The following is a 15,485-nucleotide window of genomic DNA, read 5'->3' as shown; positions in this document are numbered from 1 at the left end:
GGGATTACTTCTGCGGGCCAAACCCGGGTGAAGGAGGCTGGCCACCGCCATTACCAGGGCCGCCAGAGCTACCCGGCTGACCGAAGCCCTGCTGCCCAAAGCCGAACGGGCCGGACTGGCCAGGCTTGCCGACCCCAGACGGTCCGGATTGACCCGGCTTGCCGGGCTGACCGAATCCAGACGGGCCAGACTGTCCTGACTGACCGGGCTGACCGAAGCCGCCGCCGAACCCAGACTGACCAGGCTTGGACTGGCCAGGCTGCGACTGACCGAAACCACCGGGCTGAGGCTGGCCAAAGCCACCAGGCTGCGAGGAACGTTGCGGGCCACGCGGCGGCTGCTGTCCGGGCTGACCCGGGCGAGCCTGCGGACCGGACTGGCCCGGCTGGCCCGGCTGACCGGACTGGCCCGGCTGCGCTGCGGGGCCGGACTGCTTGGGCTGCTTCGGCTGCTTCTCTGCGGGGAACTCAACCTGGTCAAACAGCGGCAGGGCCTGACGGCTGATGTCGGAAGACAGCTCGTCGTACTTGGCGGACTGCGCCAGCGTGTCCACGGTAAGGACAATCTCGCCGGAATCCGGGTCGTTCTCGTTGCGCACGAGGAACCAAGTGTTCTGAATAGCCAGCGGAAGAACCGCACGGGAGCCGGACTTCTTACCCGTTCCAGCGATAGAGCCATCGCGCTGGACCTCAACATGGGCGGCGGTGAACGGGCTCAGGCCCATCTTGACCTTGGCCTCGTAGGAAGTCAGCTGCGCGGAGCGCGCGGTGGTGTTGACCGGCACGGCGCCCTGGAACTCATCCTTGTTGATCTCAAACGGGCGGCCCTTGTCGGTGCGGATGAGGGTGGAGCCCTCACGCTTGACCGGAATCTTCTTGGCAAACATGCGCGGCTTCTGCGGAATGCGTCCAGCGAACCACTTCATGATGTAGAGGATGGCCAGCGGAATGAGCAGGGCCAACAGAACAGCCAGGACGAAGGCCAGGCCGAAGGCAGACTTGCTGATCGGAGCGCTCATGGAGCCCTGCAGGGTCAGCGGCAGCTCAATCTGCTGGTTGTCCTCAGCAGACTGCAACGTGATGGCAGGCTCCACGCGCAGCGGGCCATCCGCCATCTCCTCGGCACTCAGGGTGACCGGGATGGTCTTCTTCTCATCCTTGGCCAGCTCGAGGGCGGAGTCCTCGGAGTTGTTCGCGGAGGACACCTTGAGGGACTGGATGCCGGACGGGAGCATTCCGTCAGCAGCGTCCACCGTCTGATCCGCAATCCAGACCTTGCCGGGGCCGGTCACGGGAACGTCGACAGTAATTTCCTTGTCCGTCATCGTGATGGTCTGGGCAGAGCCGGCAGTCGGCATGTTCACCGGGGTCACCGTCAGCGGGGTTTCCGCGTTGATGGGATCCAGCTTGGAGCCAGGGCGGTCGCCTGCCCCCTTGGTGGTGATGTTCACACTGGTCACCAGCTTGCCGGCGCCGGCCTCCTCCACCTTATCCAGCGGAATGTCCACCGGGTTGCCATCGGTAATCGGGGCGTTATCCACCAGGGTCACGGGTGAGCCGTCCTCCGGGACGAACTCGACGTGGAGCGTACCTTCGCCATCAAGCGAGCGGGCCTCCCCTTTGCCGTCGACAAGCTGGCCCTTGAGAATCTGGTCGGAGTTGATGCCGCCCTCGACCTTCGAGCCGTCCTCGCGCTTGAGGTCCAGGGTAAGGCCCGGGACCATGACCACGGACGCAAGGTACTCGCCCTCGGTGCCCTCAGCCACCTTGTAGCCGAAGTTCCAGGCGCCAGCCCAGTCATCGCCGTCCTTTTCCATGGCGATGTCAACCATGCCCGGGAGCTTGTCGTTTTCCGTCACGGTTACCTTTGCGCCAGCCACCTTCGTGGTCTCCGGGGTGAGCTCAACGACTTCACCGTTCGGGCCAGTCAGGGTCGGCACCAGGTCTCCCTCGCCCACCGAGTTCTTCGGAACGGCGGACAGGCGCACCGGGGACACCGAGTCATCCAAGACGAAATCGAAGTTGTCCTTGAGGTTTCCTTCCTTGGTCACGCCACCAGAGGTCGGAATGAGGTTACGGAAGGCGGCGAAGAGCGCGGCGGGTTCCTCACCCGCGTCGAAGAATGCGCCGTTGGCTGCGCCCTGGCCACAATCGTCGCCCTCAGCCATGCGGGTGAGCTGGCTGATCTGGTCCTGGGCCTCCGCGGCTGGGACGAGTCCGACGTTGAACAGGCGGATGTTGGAGTTACGGAACGCCGTCACCGAGGAGTTCGGCTCACAGAGCTTATCCTGGGCGCCCTTGAGGTCGTTGGCCTCGGCGTCCGTGTAGTACTTGCCGTCGGTGAAGAACACGATGGAACGGCAGTTGCTGCCCTCGCGGGCGGCGAACTCCTTGAGCGCGCCGTTGTAAGCGGCACCGTAGTTGGTCTCCAGATCGCTGACGCGGTCATCCTGGCGGAACTTGTCCAGCTCCGCGTCCAGGGCATCGCCCTTGCCGGAGACGTTAGTCCAGTCGCCGTACTCGGCGGGGTCACTGTAATACTCGGAGCCGAAACCGGCGAGCTTGACGTTGATGTCCGCGCCATTGTCCTGGCCCAAGTTGGCCAGCTGCTTCACAATGTCCGACGTCGCATCGACGCGGAAGAAGTCAGCGTCCGTGGGCTTCGAGCCCTCGTAGCCCACGAGAGACGCGGACTGATCCAGCACGAGGAGCAGGTCCGCGGACTTCTCGCTAGCAATACAGGAGCCGAAATCGGACAGGTTCTTCTGCGAGACCTCAGACAGAGTGGACTCGGAGCCAATGCCTTCCTGCTGCTCCGGGGCCGGCGGCTGGTTCTCTTCCGGTTTATCCTCCGGGGCATCCGGTGCGGGCGGCGCGGGCGGGGCGTCTTGCGCCACGGCGCCCAGGCTTCCGCCGAATCCGGCCAGCAGCAAGGTGCCGGCGACAGCGAGTGCGCGAGTGTACTTCTTCATTAGGCGCCGACCGCCTTTCCTACGTAGAACGCAATCTCCACGGCCGCCACGATGACGAGGACGAAACTGCCGCCCATGATGACGCGGTACAGCAAGGTCTGCGTGGTGTTTTCGATATAGAAGGTCTCTGCCTGGCGCTGCGTGTTCTTCAGTGTGTACAGACCCAAGAAGATAAAGGACACGATGCCCGCCAAGAGCCAGCCGCCGATGGCCAGACCGAAGTACAGGCCCTGCGTCGGAGCGGAGGCCAGCGGCGCCACGATGAGCAGAATCAGAGCGATGACAGCGGAGACTCCCGCCGCGATGAGCAGCGGCCACGGGCCTTCCGTCGGGGTGGTCGGGGCAATTGCCTTGCGCTGTGAATCCTGCGCCGGTGCCTTCTGGCCAAAGCCACCGGGGCTGCTCGGGGAGCCGAATCCAGAACCAGACTTGGACCCAGCGCTCGCGGGCGCGGCCGGGGCACTTCCAAACCCCTGACCGGAGCCTCCACCGGAGTTTCCCGCCGGGCGCGGTGCGGGGCTGCCGGGCGCGCCGAAGCCCGAACCAGAGCCGAATCCCGAACCCGGACCAAATCCAGAGCCAGAGTTAGAACCGGAACCCGGGTTGGAGCCAGGCTTAGGAGCGGAGGCGGGACGGCTGGGCGAGCCAAAGCCAGAATCCGCTCGGGGAACCAAAACCGGAGCCACTCGGGGAACCGAAGCGGGAGCCCTGCGCGGGCTTCCCCGCAGAGGACTGACCCGCGGAAGGCTGGCCCTGTGGGGGCTTACCCTGCGGCGGGCGGCCGCCGAACTGCGGCGAGGAGCCAGGAGAACCAAATGTCATTGCGACGACTTTCTCTATAACGCGTGTTCCCTCTCGCCACGTCCCCCACCTTCCTGCGCCGAGGGCAGAAAGGCGGCGTCGCAGCCAGAGAGAGGAGAGTACTAGAAGTGAAGGTAGTCGCACCCCCGGACACGGCACCTGGTCACCGCCGCGCACAGCCACACGTATTCGAACACCGCCGAAAAGTGTCTGGCTTTTCTACGCCACAAAGAACAGGAAACGCGCAGGGAACGCGAAAACTCTGCAAGCAAAAGAATGCCATACAGCGGTTACTTTTTCTGCCCAGTAGAGCAATATCTTCGCCCCACCGGCCTCTCGTGACACGCAGAAAGCGGCGTTTTACAGCGGAATGTGTACCTTAAATCGGCTCAAGGAGTACTCCCCACCGTGAATACTGGGCCTACCCCATTTAGAGTTCCCCCAGTTTCGTGCAAAGATACTGAGCATGACAAATCAATCGGCAACCGCAACCACCGCTCACGGTGGCGAGAGCATCCGATTCATCCCGGTACATTCCACTTTGTACCCGTGGCTGGTCACGGTGTTCGTCGTCACGTTCCTCATCTCGAACATCAACGCCACGAAGGGCGTCCAGCTCGGCCCTCTCATTACTGACGGCGCCTTCTTCCTCTTCCCCCTCGCCTACATCGTGGGCGATGTCCTCTCCGAGTGCTACGGCTTCAAGTCCACCCGCCGCGCCGTCTACATCGGCTTCGCCATGGCGATTTTGGCGGCGCTGTCCTTCTATATCGCCATCTGGCTGCCCGCCGCGGACTTCTACGAGGGCCAGGAGGCCTTCGAGGCCACGTTGGGCCTGGTTCCGCAGATCCTCGCCGCCTCCCTGGCCGGCTACGTCGTAGGCCAGCTGCTCAACTCCTTCACGCTGGTGAAGATGAAGGCCCGCTCGGGCGAGAAGGGCCTCATCGCCCGCCTGGTCGCCTCCACCGTCGTCGGTGAGTTCGGCGATACCCTGCTGTTTTGCGCCATCGCAGCACCCGTCATCGGCATCGATTCCTTCGGCGGCTTCGTCAACTACGTCGTCGTGGGCTTCCTCTGGAAGACCGCCTGCGAGGTCATCATGCTTCCGCTGACCACCGTGGTTATCTCCTGGGTCAAGCGCCGTGAGGATTACGTGCCTATCGACGAGGCCGAAACCTCTGCGTCAGCGCCATCTAAATAGCAGCGACCTGTCCCGAATTTTCACCCCCTTGGCACACACTGTGCTACGGGGGTCTATTTCTCTCTTCCCTTTGCTCTCCCCATTGAATACAATGTATTCACGATGGTTAAGGAGGAAATATGGCGACTTTGACAATTCGCATGGATGATAACGACGCTGAACTCGTCAGGAATCTAGCTGCCTTTGAAGGCCGTACAATATCTGATTTTGCCCGAGCAGCGCTTTTAGAACGGGCCGAAGACTACTACGATCTTCAGGAACTGCGCGCAGCAATGGCAGAAGATTCTGGCGAACGGTTTAGCCTTGATGAGGTCCTCGAGGATCTCTAAAGATGCAGGAGAGAATCACTTCATATCACGTCGAATTCACGTCGAAAGCCCGCAAACAGCTAAAGAAGTTTGACCGATTCGATGCGCGAATCATCGTGACCTGGATCCAAAAGAACCTCGAAGGCTGCGAAGACCCTCGAGCTCTCGGAAAAGGATTGACTTCAAACCGTTCAGGTGAATGGCGCTATCGGGTCGGTTCTTACCGCATTCTGGCGTACATCCACGACCAGAAAGTAACGATTGAGGTATTCGCTATTGGCCACCGGAAGGACGTCTACGATGCCTAAGCGTCTGCGAACTTCCCTCATCCCCGCCCTGAGCCTGGCCACGGCGCTCAGCCTTGTGGCGTGCTCAGGTACGGAAGAAAACTCGTCGTCAGCGACGACGAGCAGCACGGCACCGGAGACACCGCGGAGCAGTGAGACGTCGTCAAGCGCAGCGCCCACTCCTCCCCCACTCAATGAGGGGCCGGCGCCCGCCCTGACCGGCACGTTTGAGATGGATGGTCCGGCCACCATCACGGGCGCCACGTACGATTCCATGCCTTTTGTCACCCCGCTGAACCCCGCCGGCCCACAGGCCACGATGGTGCGCTGGGTGGACGGCTGGGGTGAGTCACCCGCCACGGCGGAACAGGGCACCACCTACGTGTTGGGCCACGCCTGGGGCCAGCAGAAACTCGTGTTCAACCCGTTCTCCGAGGTTGTCACCGCCAACGTAGACTTGGGCGCTCCCACCACGGTGGAGGGCCTCGACGGGGTGCAGGTGCAGCGCTTTACGACGTCCACCCTCAACGGCTCCCACGTCCGCATGACCTCGGGCGATGGGGCGGGCCGCGAGTGGATCGTGGACAACGCCTTCCTCGTGGGCAAGGACCAGCTAGGCAGCGACGCCGACCTGATGAACACCGAGGTGCCCGGGCGCATCGTGCTCATTGCCTGCGCCGTCGACGGTTACACAGACCTGGACTACAACGTCATCGTCACCGGTCACTTGGCGTAATAGCGCCCCAGGAACTCGTCGCGGTAAGCCTCGTAGTAGCCGCCGTCGATAGCAGCGCGGATGTTGTCCACCAGCCGGATCATGAACTCCACGTTGTGGATGGTGCACAGCGTGCCCGCCAGGAATTCCTTGGCCTTGAGCAGGTGGTGGATGTAGGCGCGGGAGTAATTCTGCGAGACGTAGCCGCCGAACTCCTCGTCCACGCCCGCGAAGTCCCGCTTGAAGCGGGCATTGGTGAGGTTAAGCCGCCCATCGAGGGTGTAGACGCCGCCGCGGCGCGCCAGGCGGGTGGGTGCGACGCAGTCGAAGGTATCGGCCCCAGCCTCGACGGCGGTAAAGATGTCATCTGGCTCGGAGATCCCCAGCAGGTGCCGGGGCTTGCCGACGGGCAACTCGTCGCACACCCAGCCCACAATCGTGCCCAGGTTCTCCTTCTCCAGAGCACCGCCGATGCCGAAGCCGCCGAAACCGCGCCGGCCATTCGCCTCAGCGCGATCGGAGAGCTCCACCAGCCCGCGGGCGGCCTGGCGGCGCAGGTCCTCGTACTGTGCGCCCTGCACCACGCCCCACAGGGACTGGCGCGGCTTCTGCGGGCCGCGGGCGAGAGTCAGGCGGTCGTGTTCGTCCAGGCAGCGCTGCGCCCAGCGGCGCGTGCGCTCCACGGATTCCTCCTGGTAGGTACGGGTATCCACCAGGGTGGTGAGCTCATCGAAGGCAAACATGATGTCCGCGCCCAGGCCGTGCTGGATCTGCATGGAGACTTCCGGGGTGAAGCGGTGCGTGGAGCCATCAATGAAGGACTTGAAGTCCACGCCGTCCTCATCCACCTGGGCCATGCGCTCCTTCTTGGCCGCGCGAATATCGGACTCGGTGAGCTCCGCGATGTCCATGGCCAGGACCTTCTTGAAACCCACGCCGAGCGACATGACCTGGAATCCGCCCGAGTCGGTATAGGTGGGCCCGTGCCAGTTCTCAAAGGCGGCCACGCCGCCGGCCTCGTCCACGATGTCGTGTCCCGGCTGCAGGTAGAGGTGGTAGGCGTTGGACAGGATTGCCTGCGCGCCGGTCAGACGGATCTGCTCCGGGGTGAGCGTCTTCACCGTGGCCTTGGTGGCCACCGGAATGAACGCCGGGGTCTGGATATCTCCATGCGGGGTATGGATAACACCGGTGCGGCCGTGCTTTCCCGGCTGCGCTGGACCGCTCAAGTCCAGCTCCTTCGTTACATCGAAGGACAGGTCGGTCTCCAGCTGCGGCGTAGGGTGAGTCATAAGGCCTTAGTCTACTGGCTGCGCCGCCCCGTGCTTGCGCTCCCATTCTTCCTCGAGTGCAGTACCCTCGATGTCCAGCTGCGGGATGAGCTTGTCCAGCCACTTCGGCATCCACCAGGTGGTGTGCCCCATGAGGAACATGGTGGCGGGGACTAAGGACATGCGGACCAAGAAGGCGTCGAAAAGCACGCCCGCTGCCAGCGCGAAGCCGAAGATCTGGATGAAGGGCAGCGGCTGGTTGATGAAGGCCACGAACACCGCAATCATGATGATCGCCGCGGCAGTGACCACGCGGGCACCGGCGGTAAACCCGGCGATGGTGGCCTCATCGTTGGCGTTGTACTTGCGGTACTGCCCGCCCGTTCCCTGCGGGTAGCGCGAGATGTGCTCGCGCATGCGCGTGACCAGGAAGACCTGATAATCCATGGCCAGGCCGAAGGTCACGCCGATGAGGAAGATGGGCATAAAGGAAATCAGCGGGCCCGGCGCGGGCACCAGGCCGGTGAGGCCGTCCTGCCACACCAGGATGGTCAGGCCGAAGGCACCGCCGACGGAGAGCAGGAAGCCCAGGCCCGCCACCAGCGGCACCAAGATGGAGCGGAACACCGCCAGCAGCAGGACGATGGCCAGGCCCACCACGATGGCGAGGTAGGGTCCCATGGCCCCCTCAAGGCGCTCGGTGATATCGAGCTGCACGGCGGTCAGGCCCGTCATGCCGATCTCGGCGCCGGTCGTGTCTTCCAGTTCTGCGCTGGCGGTGCGCAATGCGGAGGCGGTGCCGATGGTCTTCTCATCCGTCGGCGCGGTGGTCGGCGTAATCATGATCTGCGCCGCGGTGGAATCCGAGTTCACGCCCACTAGCTGCGCGTGCTTGACGCCGCCGACCTGGTTGAGGCGCTGCGCGGAGTAGATGAAGGAGGCCAGCGCGGCCTTGTGCTGCGGGTCATCATCGCCCTGCTGGCTGGTCACGTACGGCTGCAGCGCGGCCGAGTCCGGGTTGGCGGTGGAGCCGTCCACGATGACGAGGAACGGGCCGTTGATGCCGGGGCCGAAGCCCTCAGAGAGCAGGTCGGCGGCCTTGCGCTGGGTGGTGTCCGGGTTGGACGTGGTATCCGCCGGCAGGGCTAGCTCCATGTGCAGCACCGGGGCGGTCAAAGCGCCGAGGCCCAGCACCACCAAGGCCATGACGACGCCGGGCATCTTCTGGACCGTGCGCGCCCAGCGGTTGCCCATGGTCGGGCGATTGCGGCGCGGGCGGCGCTTGGTGGGGTTGCCCGCCACGCCGGGGATGCGCCCGGCAAAGGCCTTATCACCGAGCAGGCCCAACAGGGCCGGCACCAAGGTGAGTGCCACGAGGACGGCCATGAGCACCGTGCCAGCGGCGGCCAGGCCCATGGCGGTCAGGAAGCCGATGCGCGCCACCAGCAGCGCGAAGAGCGCGATGAACACGGTCGCGCCGGCAAAGACCACCGAGGAGCCCGCCGTGCCCACGGCCATTCCGGCGGCATCCGGCCCATCCATGCGGGAGCGCTCCTGCCGGTAGCGCGACATGATGAACAGCGCGTAGTCGATGCCCACGGCCAGGCCAATCATGACGGCCAGCACCGGGGTGAGGTTGTTGAGTTCGATCCAGTGCGTGGCGATCATGACGCCCATGGCGCCCAAACCCACGCCCACGACCGCGGAGATAAGCGGCATGCCGGCGGAGACCAGCGAGCCGAACGTCACAATCAGAACAATGAACGCCACTGCCAGGCCGATGATCTCCGAGATGGAGTTGACCTCGATGTCATCGCCGAAACCGGCACCGCCCGCCTCGACCTCGAGGCCGGCGTCGCGGCCGATATCCATGGCCTCATGGACCACCTCTTTGTCCTCCGAGGCTACCGAGTACGGACTCTCCGCGTTGAAATCAAAGGTGGTGTAGGCGATGGTTTCATCAGCATTGACCATGGCGAGGTTGTCAGCGTCCGCCCGCGCGGTGTCTTCCGGCAGGCCCATCGACGTGAACTGCTCGATAACCTGCTGCTGCAGCGCCGGCGAGACCTCCAACGGGTTGCCCCAGCGTTGCTGGCTGCCCTCCGGGATGTCTAGCTCGTCCGCGATGCGTGTCACCACGTCCTCGACCGCTTCTTTATTCTGCGGATCGCTGAGCTTCTCCCCCTCCGGGGCCTTGAAGACCAGGTTGACCGACGGCGCGTTCGCCGGGTTGCCGTTTTCCGGGAAGAGCTCCACCGCGCGGCGGGTGGCGTCAATTGCTGGCGTGCCGCTGATGGAGTACTCGGTGGTCATAGACTTCATCAGCGCCAGCGTTGCACCGCCGGCCGCCACCACGATGAGGATCCAGGCGATGATGACCTTCCATCGATTGATGTAAGACCAGCGGCCTAGGCGATAGAGCAGCTTTGCCACAAAGTTTCCCCTCTAAGATGCGCGCCTGTGCTGCGCGGTGCTTCTGGTAGTGGACACGAATGTGCACCAGTCTAACCAGCTGGGCTGTGAAGCCCTAACGGTGTCACGCTCGCCAGTAGGACACCACCACGTAGCTGGTGGCCCTTCTTTCTATTTTTCCATTGCGGGTGCGTCAAAGCGGATGGACAATGGTCAAAGGAGCAGAGAAGACAAATAAACTTCTCGCCCTTCAGACTGAAGAACCCCGAACACCTTATTCATAAACAAAACCGGCACTCCAGAGCTAAAAACTGGAGTGCCGGGTTTGGCGGTGGCGGCGGGATTTGAACCCGCGGTTGGGGGTTACCCAACAATCGCTTTCGAGGCGATCACCTTCGGCCGCTCGGACACGCCACCGCGTTCCAGATTACGGGAGTCGTCCCGAGCGACAAAATCGCTGCCCACGCCAGGCGGCGGGGACAGCGATTCAGCTCTTTAAGGCTAGGAATTAGTCCTTGAGGTTACCGATGACCTCGTTGGCCTTATCCTTGATGCCCTCGACGGCGTCGGAAGCCTTCTGCTTGGCCTCAGAGGTGACCTGGTCGGCCTTGCCCTCGTTCTCCAGGTTCTCGTTGTCAGTCACGTCGCCGGCAGCTTCCTTGGCCTTGCCGACGAACTCGTCCTTCTTGTTCTCGAAGTCACCCATAGTTTTCTCCTTTATCTATCAGCGTTTCTGATGTGGCCCCCAGCCTACACCCGATTCGGAGGTTATTGGAGGGCTCGTAGCCCGCATTCGCTCTCAGCGAATTCCACCGAAGAAATCGGTGAGCATGGTCGCGCACTCTCCCTCCAGCACTCCGCCGCGTACCTCGGGAACGTGGAGGGCGCCGGGGGCGCGGAGGACGTCGACAAGCGAGCCGCATGCCCCCGTCTTAGGTTCAAAGGCACCAAAGACCACCGAGGACACCCGGGAAGCCTGAATCGCGCCCGCACACATGGCGCACGGCTCCAAGGTGACAACCAGCTCGCAGCCCTCCAATCGCCAGCCATCGCCGTGCACGTGCACCGCCTGGCGGATGGCGTCCACCTCCGCATGCGCGGTGGGGTCATTGAGCTGCTCGCGGCGGTTAACGCCGGTGGCGAGTTCTCTACCGGAGGCGTCGTATAGCACGGCACCTACCGGGATATCCCCCGCCGGCGTGGTGCGCGCAACCTTCAGGGCGCGGCGCATGCGGGCCTCCGCGCGTACCAGCCCCTCTGCGGGTTTAAGAGCCATCCGAGTCGAAGCCGTCGATGAAATCCTCCAGCTCATCGCCAAAGCCCAGCTCGCCGGCGATGCGCAGGAGCATGTCGGACGGCCAGTCCTCATCGTTGTCAATGATGTAGCCCAGCTGGTCCTCATCCAGGCCCAAGTCAGTGAAGATATCGAAGTCGCCATCGCCGTACGGGTCGGCGTCCTCCCACTCGTCCTCGTCCAGATCCGGAATCTCAATGTCGCGCAGGTCCAGGAAGTCCGCGGCGAAATCGTCTTCGGCGGCATAGGTGGCGTCGGAAAGCAGCACCCGCACATCCCCCGGCACCGGGCGGACCACGACAAAATAGTCATCCTCCACGCACAACAGCGCAAATGCCGCGCCCTGGGAGCGCAGGTTGCGCACCGCCTTGATCGAGGTCTGGACATTGTCAAAGTCATCCTCGAAGGGGCGAATCACCCAGCCGGCCTCGCTGCGGGCAACGGTGATGGAAAAAGAGAGATCGTCGTGGCTCATACCTCGTCAGATTAGTCGGGTTGTGCCACAATTGTCACCGTGAGTTCTCAAGATGTTCAACGCCCCGTCTGCATTATCGGCCTCGGCCTCATTGGTGGCTCCCTGCTGCGCGATCTTGCCGCGACCAAGCACCCAGTATTCGGCTACAACCACTCCACATCCGGTGCCCGCACCGCCATTAAGCAGGGCTACGACGTCACGAACGATCTACCCGCCATCCTGCGCCGCGCGGAAGCGGACAACGCGCTCATCGTCATCGCCGTGCCCATGAGCGCGGTGGCGGAGGTCCTCGACGCCATCCAGGAGCACGCCCCGACCTGCCCGCTGACCGACGTCGTCTCGGTCAAGACCGAGGTGCGTCAGCTCATCACCGAGCGCGGCATGGACGCCCGCTACGTGGGCGGTCACCCCATGGCAGGTACCGCCGAGTCCGGTTGGGAGAACTCGAAGACCGGTCTGTTTGACCGCGCCGCCTGGGTTATTACGTACGACTTCGCGGCCGAGTGCGAGGCCCGCGGGGAGCGCGTGCCCGCCGAGTGGGAGGCCACGTTTGCCGATGTTGTACGCATGACCCAGATGGTCCACGCGGAGGCCGTCCCAGTGCGCGTGGTCAATCACGATGCCGCGGTGGCCCGCATTTCTCACCTGCCGCACGTGCTGGCGGAGACCCTCGCGGTGGTGGGCGATAACGGCGGAATCCTGGCCCAGTCCCTAGCAGCCGGCTCTTTCAAAGACGGTACGCGCGTGGCGGGTACGCGCCCCGATTTGGTGCGCCAGATGTGCGAGACCAACGCGTCCGCCCTGGTCGAGACCCTCGATGAGGCCTTGGAGCTGCTGCAGGATGCGCGCGATTCGCTGGCCTCGGATACGCCGTCCATCGCTGCGCTTGCCGACGCCGGCTTCCGCGCCCGCACACGCATCGAAGCCCGCTCGGGGGCTCGTAAGGAATCAGTCTCCCCGATCAAGATTTCCTCCCGCCCAGTCTTGCGCTTGCACCCGGGTGCCCCGAACTGGGTGGCGCAGCTGCGCCAGACCGAGTCCCTGGGCGGCCGAATCGAGAATCTTCTAGGCGGCGGAAGGGCTTCCAGCCCTGACCATCTGCCCTAGCAGGCGGTTCCTCAACTGGTTCCCCTCACCTGGTTCCAGTCAAAAGGTTTCTTTGCCCCCAAACGAACCTTCTACCTGGCTGCAGAGGGTTTCCTTGCCCCCAGACGAACCTTTTGACTAGAGACTTCTGAGTGGAGCCTTTTGCGTGCTGCCGGCCATGGGGTAGTTGGCAAAAGGCATCTTGCAGAAGGCATCCGTCACAAGGCGTTTTCTCGCTTGAAAACGCCTTTTAGGTCGTGCACATGGCGTTTTTGGCCCCAAAGATGCCATCTAGCGACCGACCGTGAAGGAGCGTGCGCGGCGGCATCGGGCGGCGTAGTGCGGTGGCATGAGGCGGTGCGGGACGCTTAGTCGCGGAATGTGTCGTCGCGGCGCTTGCGGGCTTGGGCCTCATCACGTGTGATGCCGAGCAGCGGATACCCCGCGAGGCCCGCTGCTAGGCCCACTGGCAACATCCAGAACATGCCGGAGGCCAGCCACAGCACAAGGCCAAAGACGGAACCGGCAATGAGACACGGAACGAGTTTCTCCTTCATGGAGCATCAGCCTAGCTGGCGGCTGCGCACTCGGGAAGCAACGGCCACCGCGATAAGTCCGAGCACCGCCGCGATTACAGCCGGAAGGGCGTAGGGCGCGCTGACCTGCATCGTCTTCGGCGGTTCTGGGGAGTTATCGGCGTTGAGGACGCCGTCGGTAGCGCGGCCGCTGGTGACGTCCTCGATCCAGTCGCGAACTTCGACCACGGAAGTAATCGCCGCGGTCGAGGAAGGCAGATCTGGGTCCGCATTAGACGTTCCAGCCGTGGCTACACCCACGAGGCGGCCGTCGACGAAGAATGGGCCGCCGGAGTCGCCACCCTGCATGCCCTCGCCGTTGAGGGACTTCACGTCCATGATGGCCGCGGCAATCATCGGCCCCACTCCCCCAAGTTCACCGGCTGGAATGCTTTCCGCCCCGTCGGGTCCAACGGCGATCTCTGGCATGTCGCCGCCCTCCATCACCTGGGGCGCGTCGGACGAACCAGGGTCGGGAGCGACCATTCCACCGGGGGCAGGCACTGCCATACCGCCAGGCGCCATAGCCTCGGTATCCCCCGGCGCAGTCGCCGCTTCGCCCGGAGCCACCGGCGTCATCTTCTGGTCGGATTCGTCCGGGCTCGCCGGTGGGGTTCCACCGGATAGCAATTCGCCTACTTCCATCTCGGCCATCGGCAGCTGGCCTTTACGGGCCATGCGCGAGCTGCTGCTCCAGCCATAGAAATGGCCCTTTTCACCGGCGGCGGGAACAGCATCTGCCAGCGTGGCGGGCTTGATCCCGGTCACGGGCTGGGTGAGGTGGATAAGGCCGGCGTCGATGGTGGGTGACACCGCCCAGGAGTCAGCATCAAAGACGCGGTCACCGAAGCGCGCCTGCGTGCCTTCGTTGTCGACGGACTCGAGGCAGTGCCTAGCCGTAAGCACCCATTGTTCGGCCACGAGGGTGCCGGTGCAATCGCCGAAGTTTCCTATCGTGCCCATCCGCAGCGCGGCCACGGCCGCGCTCTCCTCAGTGTCCGGAGCGGGCTGGGCAAATTCCAGGGCCATGGCCGGCGCAGCGCCGATTCCCAGGACCACAGAGCTGGCCAAAACAGCAGTTATCTTTCGTGCCGTCATTACGCGGCCACCTCCTTAATTGCCCAAGCCATGACCCTCTCGGCCGGGCCCTTTCCACAGAAATTCCGCCATAGTGCGCTCAGCACCAAGAACGCGAGCACAAAGCCCACTGCTGTAAAGGTGTTGTGCAGCGAGACGTTCGCTTGCCAATAGCGAGCCGTGAGAATGTGCAGGATATAGATGGTCAATGACATCGAACCCAAAGCGGCGAAGGGAAAGGTCAGGCGCGGCAGAGCTCTGCCCAGGATGAGACAGAGATGCAGCACCAGAGCAGTAGCCGCCACAGAGAGAAGAATTTCACCGAGCACGCCCGTGTGACCGGTAAAGCGCAGCCAACCAGGAATGGAAGGGTTGAAGCGTTGCCACAGGCCAATGCCGGTGACGACGACCGCCACCGCGGTCACAATGGTGTGGGTGCGGCGGGGGCGGGTGAGGTAGACGTCGTAAAGCAGCATCCCCGCCACTAGGTACGCCAGGAACGCCACGAGGGGGTAGACCTGCGGAAGGGTGTAGGGCGCGTAGAGCGCCGTGGCCGCAGCGGTGGCCAGCGCGAAGAGCACCACCTTCCAGGCCGTGGCCAGCGGCGGCACCCAGGCGGTGAGCGCCATGGCCGCGCCCATCACCACGAGCACGACCTGAATCTCACCGCCGACGGGCAGCAGCGCCACGCCGAGGAGCATGACCAGGCAGCCGCGGGCGACGAGCCGGAAAAAGACCCGCAGTGAGTAGTCGCGGGCCAGGATCATCATGGTGACCCCGGCGATGATGGCGAATCCTGCCGCGGGCAGCCCAGAGAGCACCACTTTTGTGCTCCACAGCAGGTTGGCCATGTGCAGGACAATCATGCCGATAATGGCCAGGGAACGGGCAATATCAAGGCCCACTATTCGGGCGCGCGCTGACACCTATTCATCTCCTTGCAGTCGAAAACGTCGAAAGACCGACCAGGGGCTCTGGCCGGTCTTCTTATTTGTGTTCGTTTTCAGGTCTG

At 63.6% G+C, this 15,485-nt stretch carries 15 protein-coding genes and 1 tRNA gene; 5 read left to right on the top strand and 11 right to left on the bottom strand.

Features of this window, described 5'->3' with window-relative positions; genetic code table 11:
* Positions 1–4: 4 nt before the first annotated feature.
* Together ACKFR8_RS09740 and ACKFR8_RS09735 are read right to left on the bottom strand one after the other, a co-directional pair.
* Positions 5–2,971 (bottom strand): VWA domain-containing protein, encoded by a 2,967-nt coding sequence (locus ACKFR8_RS09740; protein ID WP_408929929.1) that lies wholly within the window; start codon positions 2,969–2,971, stop codon positions 5–7.
* A complete protein-coding gene (locus tag ACKFR8_RS09735) occupies positions 2,971–3,657 on the bottom strand; it encodes a hypothetical protein (protein ID WP_408929928.1) in 687 nt (228 codons plus the stop codon). The genes ACKFR8_RS09740 and ACKFR8_RS09735 overlap by 1 nt, the downstream gene beginning before the upstream one ends.
* Positions 3,658–4,238: 581 nt before the next feature.
* Between ACKFR8_RS09735 and ACKFR8_RS09730 the strand changes: the two genes are divergently transcribed.
* The 4 genes from ACKFR8_RS09730 (at position 4,239) to ACKFR8_RS09715 (ending at position 6,304) form a co-directional block, all read left to right on the top strand.
* Complete coding sequence (locus tag ACKFR8_RS09730; protein WP_408929927.1) at positions 4,239–4,973, top strand: queuosine precursor transporter; 735 nt, start codon at positions 4,239–4,241, stop codon at positions 4,971–4,973.
* Between the two features lie 119 nt (positions 4,974–5,092).
* A complete protein-coding gene (gene relB, locus ACKFR8_RS09725; RefSeq protein WP_296132987.1) occupies positions 5,093–5,302 on the top strand; it encodes a type II toxin-antitoxin system RelB family antitoxin in 210 nt (69 codons plus the stop codon).
* Positions 5,303–5,304: 2 nt separating this feature from the next.
* Positions 5,305–5,589 (top strand): type II toxin-antitoxin system RelE family toxin, encoded by a 285-nt coding sequence (locus ACKFR8_RS09720; protein WP_306507858.1) that lies wholly within the window; start codon positions 5,305–5,307, stop codon positions 5,587–5,589.
* The gene (locus ACKFR8_RS09715; RefSeq protein WP_408929926.1) at positions 5,582–6,304 is read left to right on the top strand and encodes a sortase; all 723 of its coding nucleotides are present in this window, start codon (positions 5,582–5,584) and stop codon (positions 6,302–6,304) included. The genes ACKFR8_RS09720 and ACKFR8_RS09715 overlap by 8 nt, the downstream gene beginning before the upstream one ends.
* On the opposite strand, the gene tgt is transcribed toward ACKFR8_RS09715, so the two are convergent.
* The 6 genes from tgt to ACKFR8_RS09685 all read right to left on the bottom strand — a co-directional run bounded on the left by tgt (position 6,292) and on the right by ACKFR8_RS09685 (position 11,735).
* Positions 6,292–7,575 carry a tRNA guanosine(34) transglycosylase Tgt gene (gene tgt / locus ACKFR8_RS09710; RefSeq protein ID WP_408929925.1) on the bottom strand — a complete coding sequence of 428 codons (1,284 nt, stop codon included), beginning with the start codon at positions 7,573–7,575 and terminating at the stop codon, positions 6,292–6,294. The two genes, ACKFR8_RS09715 and tgt, sit on opposite strands and share 13 nt — an antisense overlap.
* Positions 7,576–7,581: 6 nt before the next feature.
* Positions 7,582–9,987 (bottom strand): MMPL family transporter, encoded by a 2,406-nt coding sequence (locus ACKFR8_RS09705; protein WP_408929924.1) that lies wholly within the window; start codon positions 9,985–9,987, stop codon positions 7,582–7,584.
* Between the two features lie 305 nt (positions 9,988–10,292).
* A tRNA-Ser gene (locus ACKFR8_RS09700) sits at positions 10,293–10,383 on the bottom strand.
* Positions 10,384–10,474: 91 nt separating this feature from the next.
* Positions 10,475–10,672, bottom strand: a complete 198-nt coding sequence (locus ACKFR8_RS09695; RefSeq protein WP_296135082.1) for a CsbD family protein — start codon at positions 10,670–10,672, stop codon at positions 10,475–10,477.
* A gap of 93 nt (positions 10,673–10,765) precedes the next feature.
* Entirely contained in the window at positions 10,766–11,197 is a 432-nt protein-coding gene (locus ACKFR8_RS09690; protein WP_296135083.1) for a nucleoside deaminase, read from the bottom strand.
* 34 nt (positions 11,198–11,231) lie between these two features.
* Positions 11,232–11,735 carry a tRNA adenosine deaminase-associated protein gene (locus ACKFR8_RS09685; protein ID WP_408929923.1) on the bottom strand — a complete coding sequence of 168 codons (504 nt, stop codon included), beginning with the start codon at positions 11,733–11,735 and terminating at the stop codon, positions 11,232–11,234.
* Positions 11,736–11,774: 39 nt separating this feature from the next.
* Here ACKFR8_RS09685 and ACKFR8_RS09680 point away from each other — a divergent pair, with 39 nt between their 5' ends.
* Positions 11,775–12,842 carry a prephenate dehydrogenase gene (locus tag ACKFR8_RS09680; RefSeq protein ID WP_408929922.1) on the top strand — a complete coding sequence of 356 codons (1,068 nt, stop codon included), beginning with the start codon at positions 11,775–11,777 and terminating at the stop codon, positions 12,840–12,842.
* Between the two features lie 347 nt (positions 12,843–13,189).
* Here the strand turns inward: ACKFR8_RS09680 and ACKFR8_RS09675 are convergent, their stop codons facing one another.
* Genes ACKFR8_RS09675 through ACKFR8_RS09665 form a run of 3 tightly spaced genes read right to left on the bottom strand, consistent with a single transcriptional unit; the run spans position 13,190 to position 15,399 of the window.
* Positions 13,190–13,378 carry a hypothetical protein gene (locus ACKFR8_RS09675; RefSeq protein ID WP_408929921.1) on the bottom strand — a complete coding sequence of 63 codons (189 nt, stop codon included), beginning with the start codon at positions 13,376–13,378 and terminating at the stop codon, positions 13,190–13,192.
* A 6-nt stretch (positions 13,379–13,384) separates the two neighbouring features.
* Positions 13,385–14,494 carry a trypsin-like serine protease gene (locus ACKFR8_RS09670; protein WP_408929920.1) on the bottom strand — a complete coding sequence of 370 codons (1,110 nt, stop codon included), beginning with the start codon at positions 14,492–14,494 and terminating at the stop codon, positions 13,385–13,387.
* Positions 14,494–15,399, bottom strand: a complete 906-nt coding sequence (locus ACKFR8_RS09665; RefSeq protein WP_306507864.1) for a DUF418 domain-containing protein — start codon at positions 15,397–15,399, stop codon at positions 14,494–14,496. Before ACKFR8_RS09665 ends, ACKFR8_RS09670 begins: the two co-directional genes overlap by 1 nt.
* Positions 15,400–15,485 lie beyond the last annotated feature (86 nt).

The sequence above is a fragment of the Corynebacterium axilliensis genome (assembly GCF_046097495.1).
Classification (GTDB): domain Bacteria; phylum Actinomycetota; class Actinomycetes; order Mycobacteriales; family Mycobacteriaceae; genus Corynebacterium.
Note: the sequence above shows the minus strand (reverse complement) of the source record. Positions and strands in the feature narration are given on the sequence as shown.

Bases quoted from the DNA above. Each gene is read 5' to 3' on its own strand.
- relB (WP_296132987.1), top strand. From the start codon at position 5,093: ATGGCGACTTTGACAATTCGCATGGATGATAACGACGCTGAACTCGTC.
- ACKFR8_RS09720 (WP_306507858.1), top strand. From the start codon at position 5,305: ATGCAGGAGAGAATCACTTCATATCACGTCGAATTCACGTCGAAAGCC.
- ACKFR8_RS09690 (WP_296135083.1), bottom strand. From the start codon at position 11,197: ATGCGCCGCGCCCTGAAGGTTGCGCGCACCACGCCGGCGGGGGATATC.
- ACKFR8_RS09670 (WP_408929920.1), bottom strand. From the start codon at position 14,494: ATGACGGCACGAAAGATAACTGCTGTTTTGGCCAGCTCTGTGGTCCTG.
- ACKFR8_RS09695 (WP_296135082.1), bottom strand. From the start codon at position 10,672: ATGGGTGACTTCGAGAACAAGAAGGACGAGTTCGTCGGCAAGGCCAAG.
- ACKFR8_RS09715 (WP_408929926.1), top strand. From the start codon at position 5,582: ATGCCTAAGCGTCTGCGAACTTCCCTCATCCCCGCCCTGAGCCTGGCC.
- tgt (WP_408929925.1), bottom strand. From the start codon at position 7,575: ATGACTCACCCTACGCCGCAGCTGGAGACCGACCTGTCCTTCGATGTA.
- ACKFR8_RS09675 (WP_408929921.1), bottom strand. From the start codon at position 13,378: ATGAAGGAGAAACTCGTTCCGTGTCTCATTGCCGGTTCCGTCTTTGGC.
- ACKFR8_RS09740 (WP_408929929.1), bottom strand. From the start codon at position 2,971: ATGAAGAAGTACACTCGCGCACTCGCTGTCGCCGGCACCTTGCTGCTG.
- ACKFR8_RS09730 (WP_408929927.1), top strand. From the start codon at position 4,239: ATGACAAATCAATCGGCAACCGCAACCACCGCTCACGGTGGCGAGAGC.
- ACKFR8_RS09685 (WP_408929923.1), bottom strand. From the start codon at position 11,735: ATGAGCCACGACGATCTCTCTTTTTCCATCACCGTTGCCCGCAGCGAG.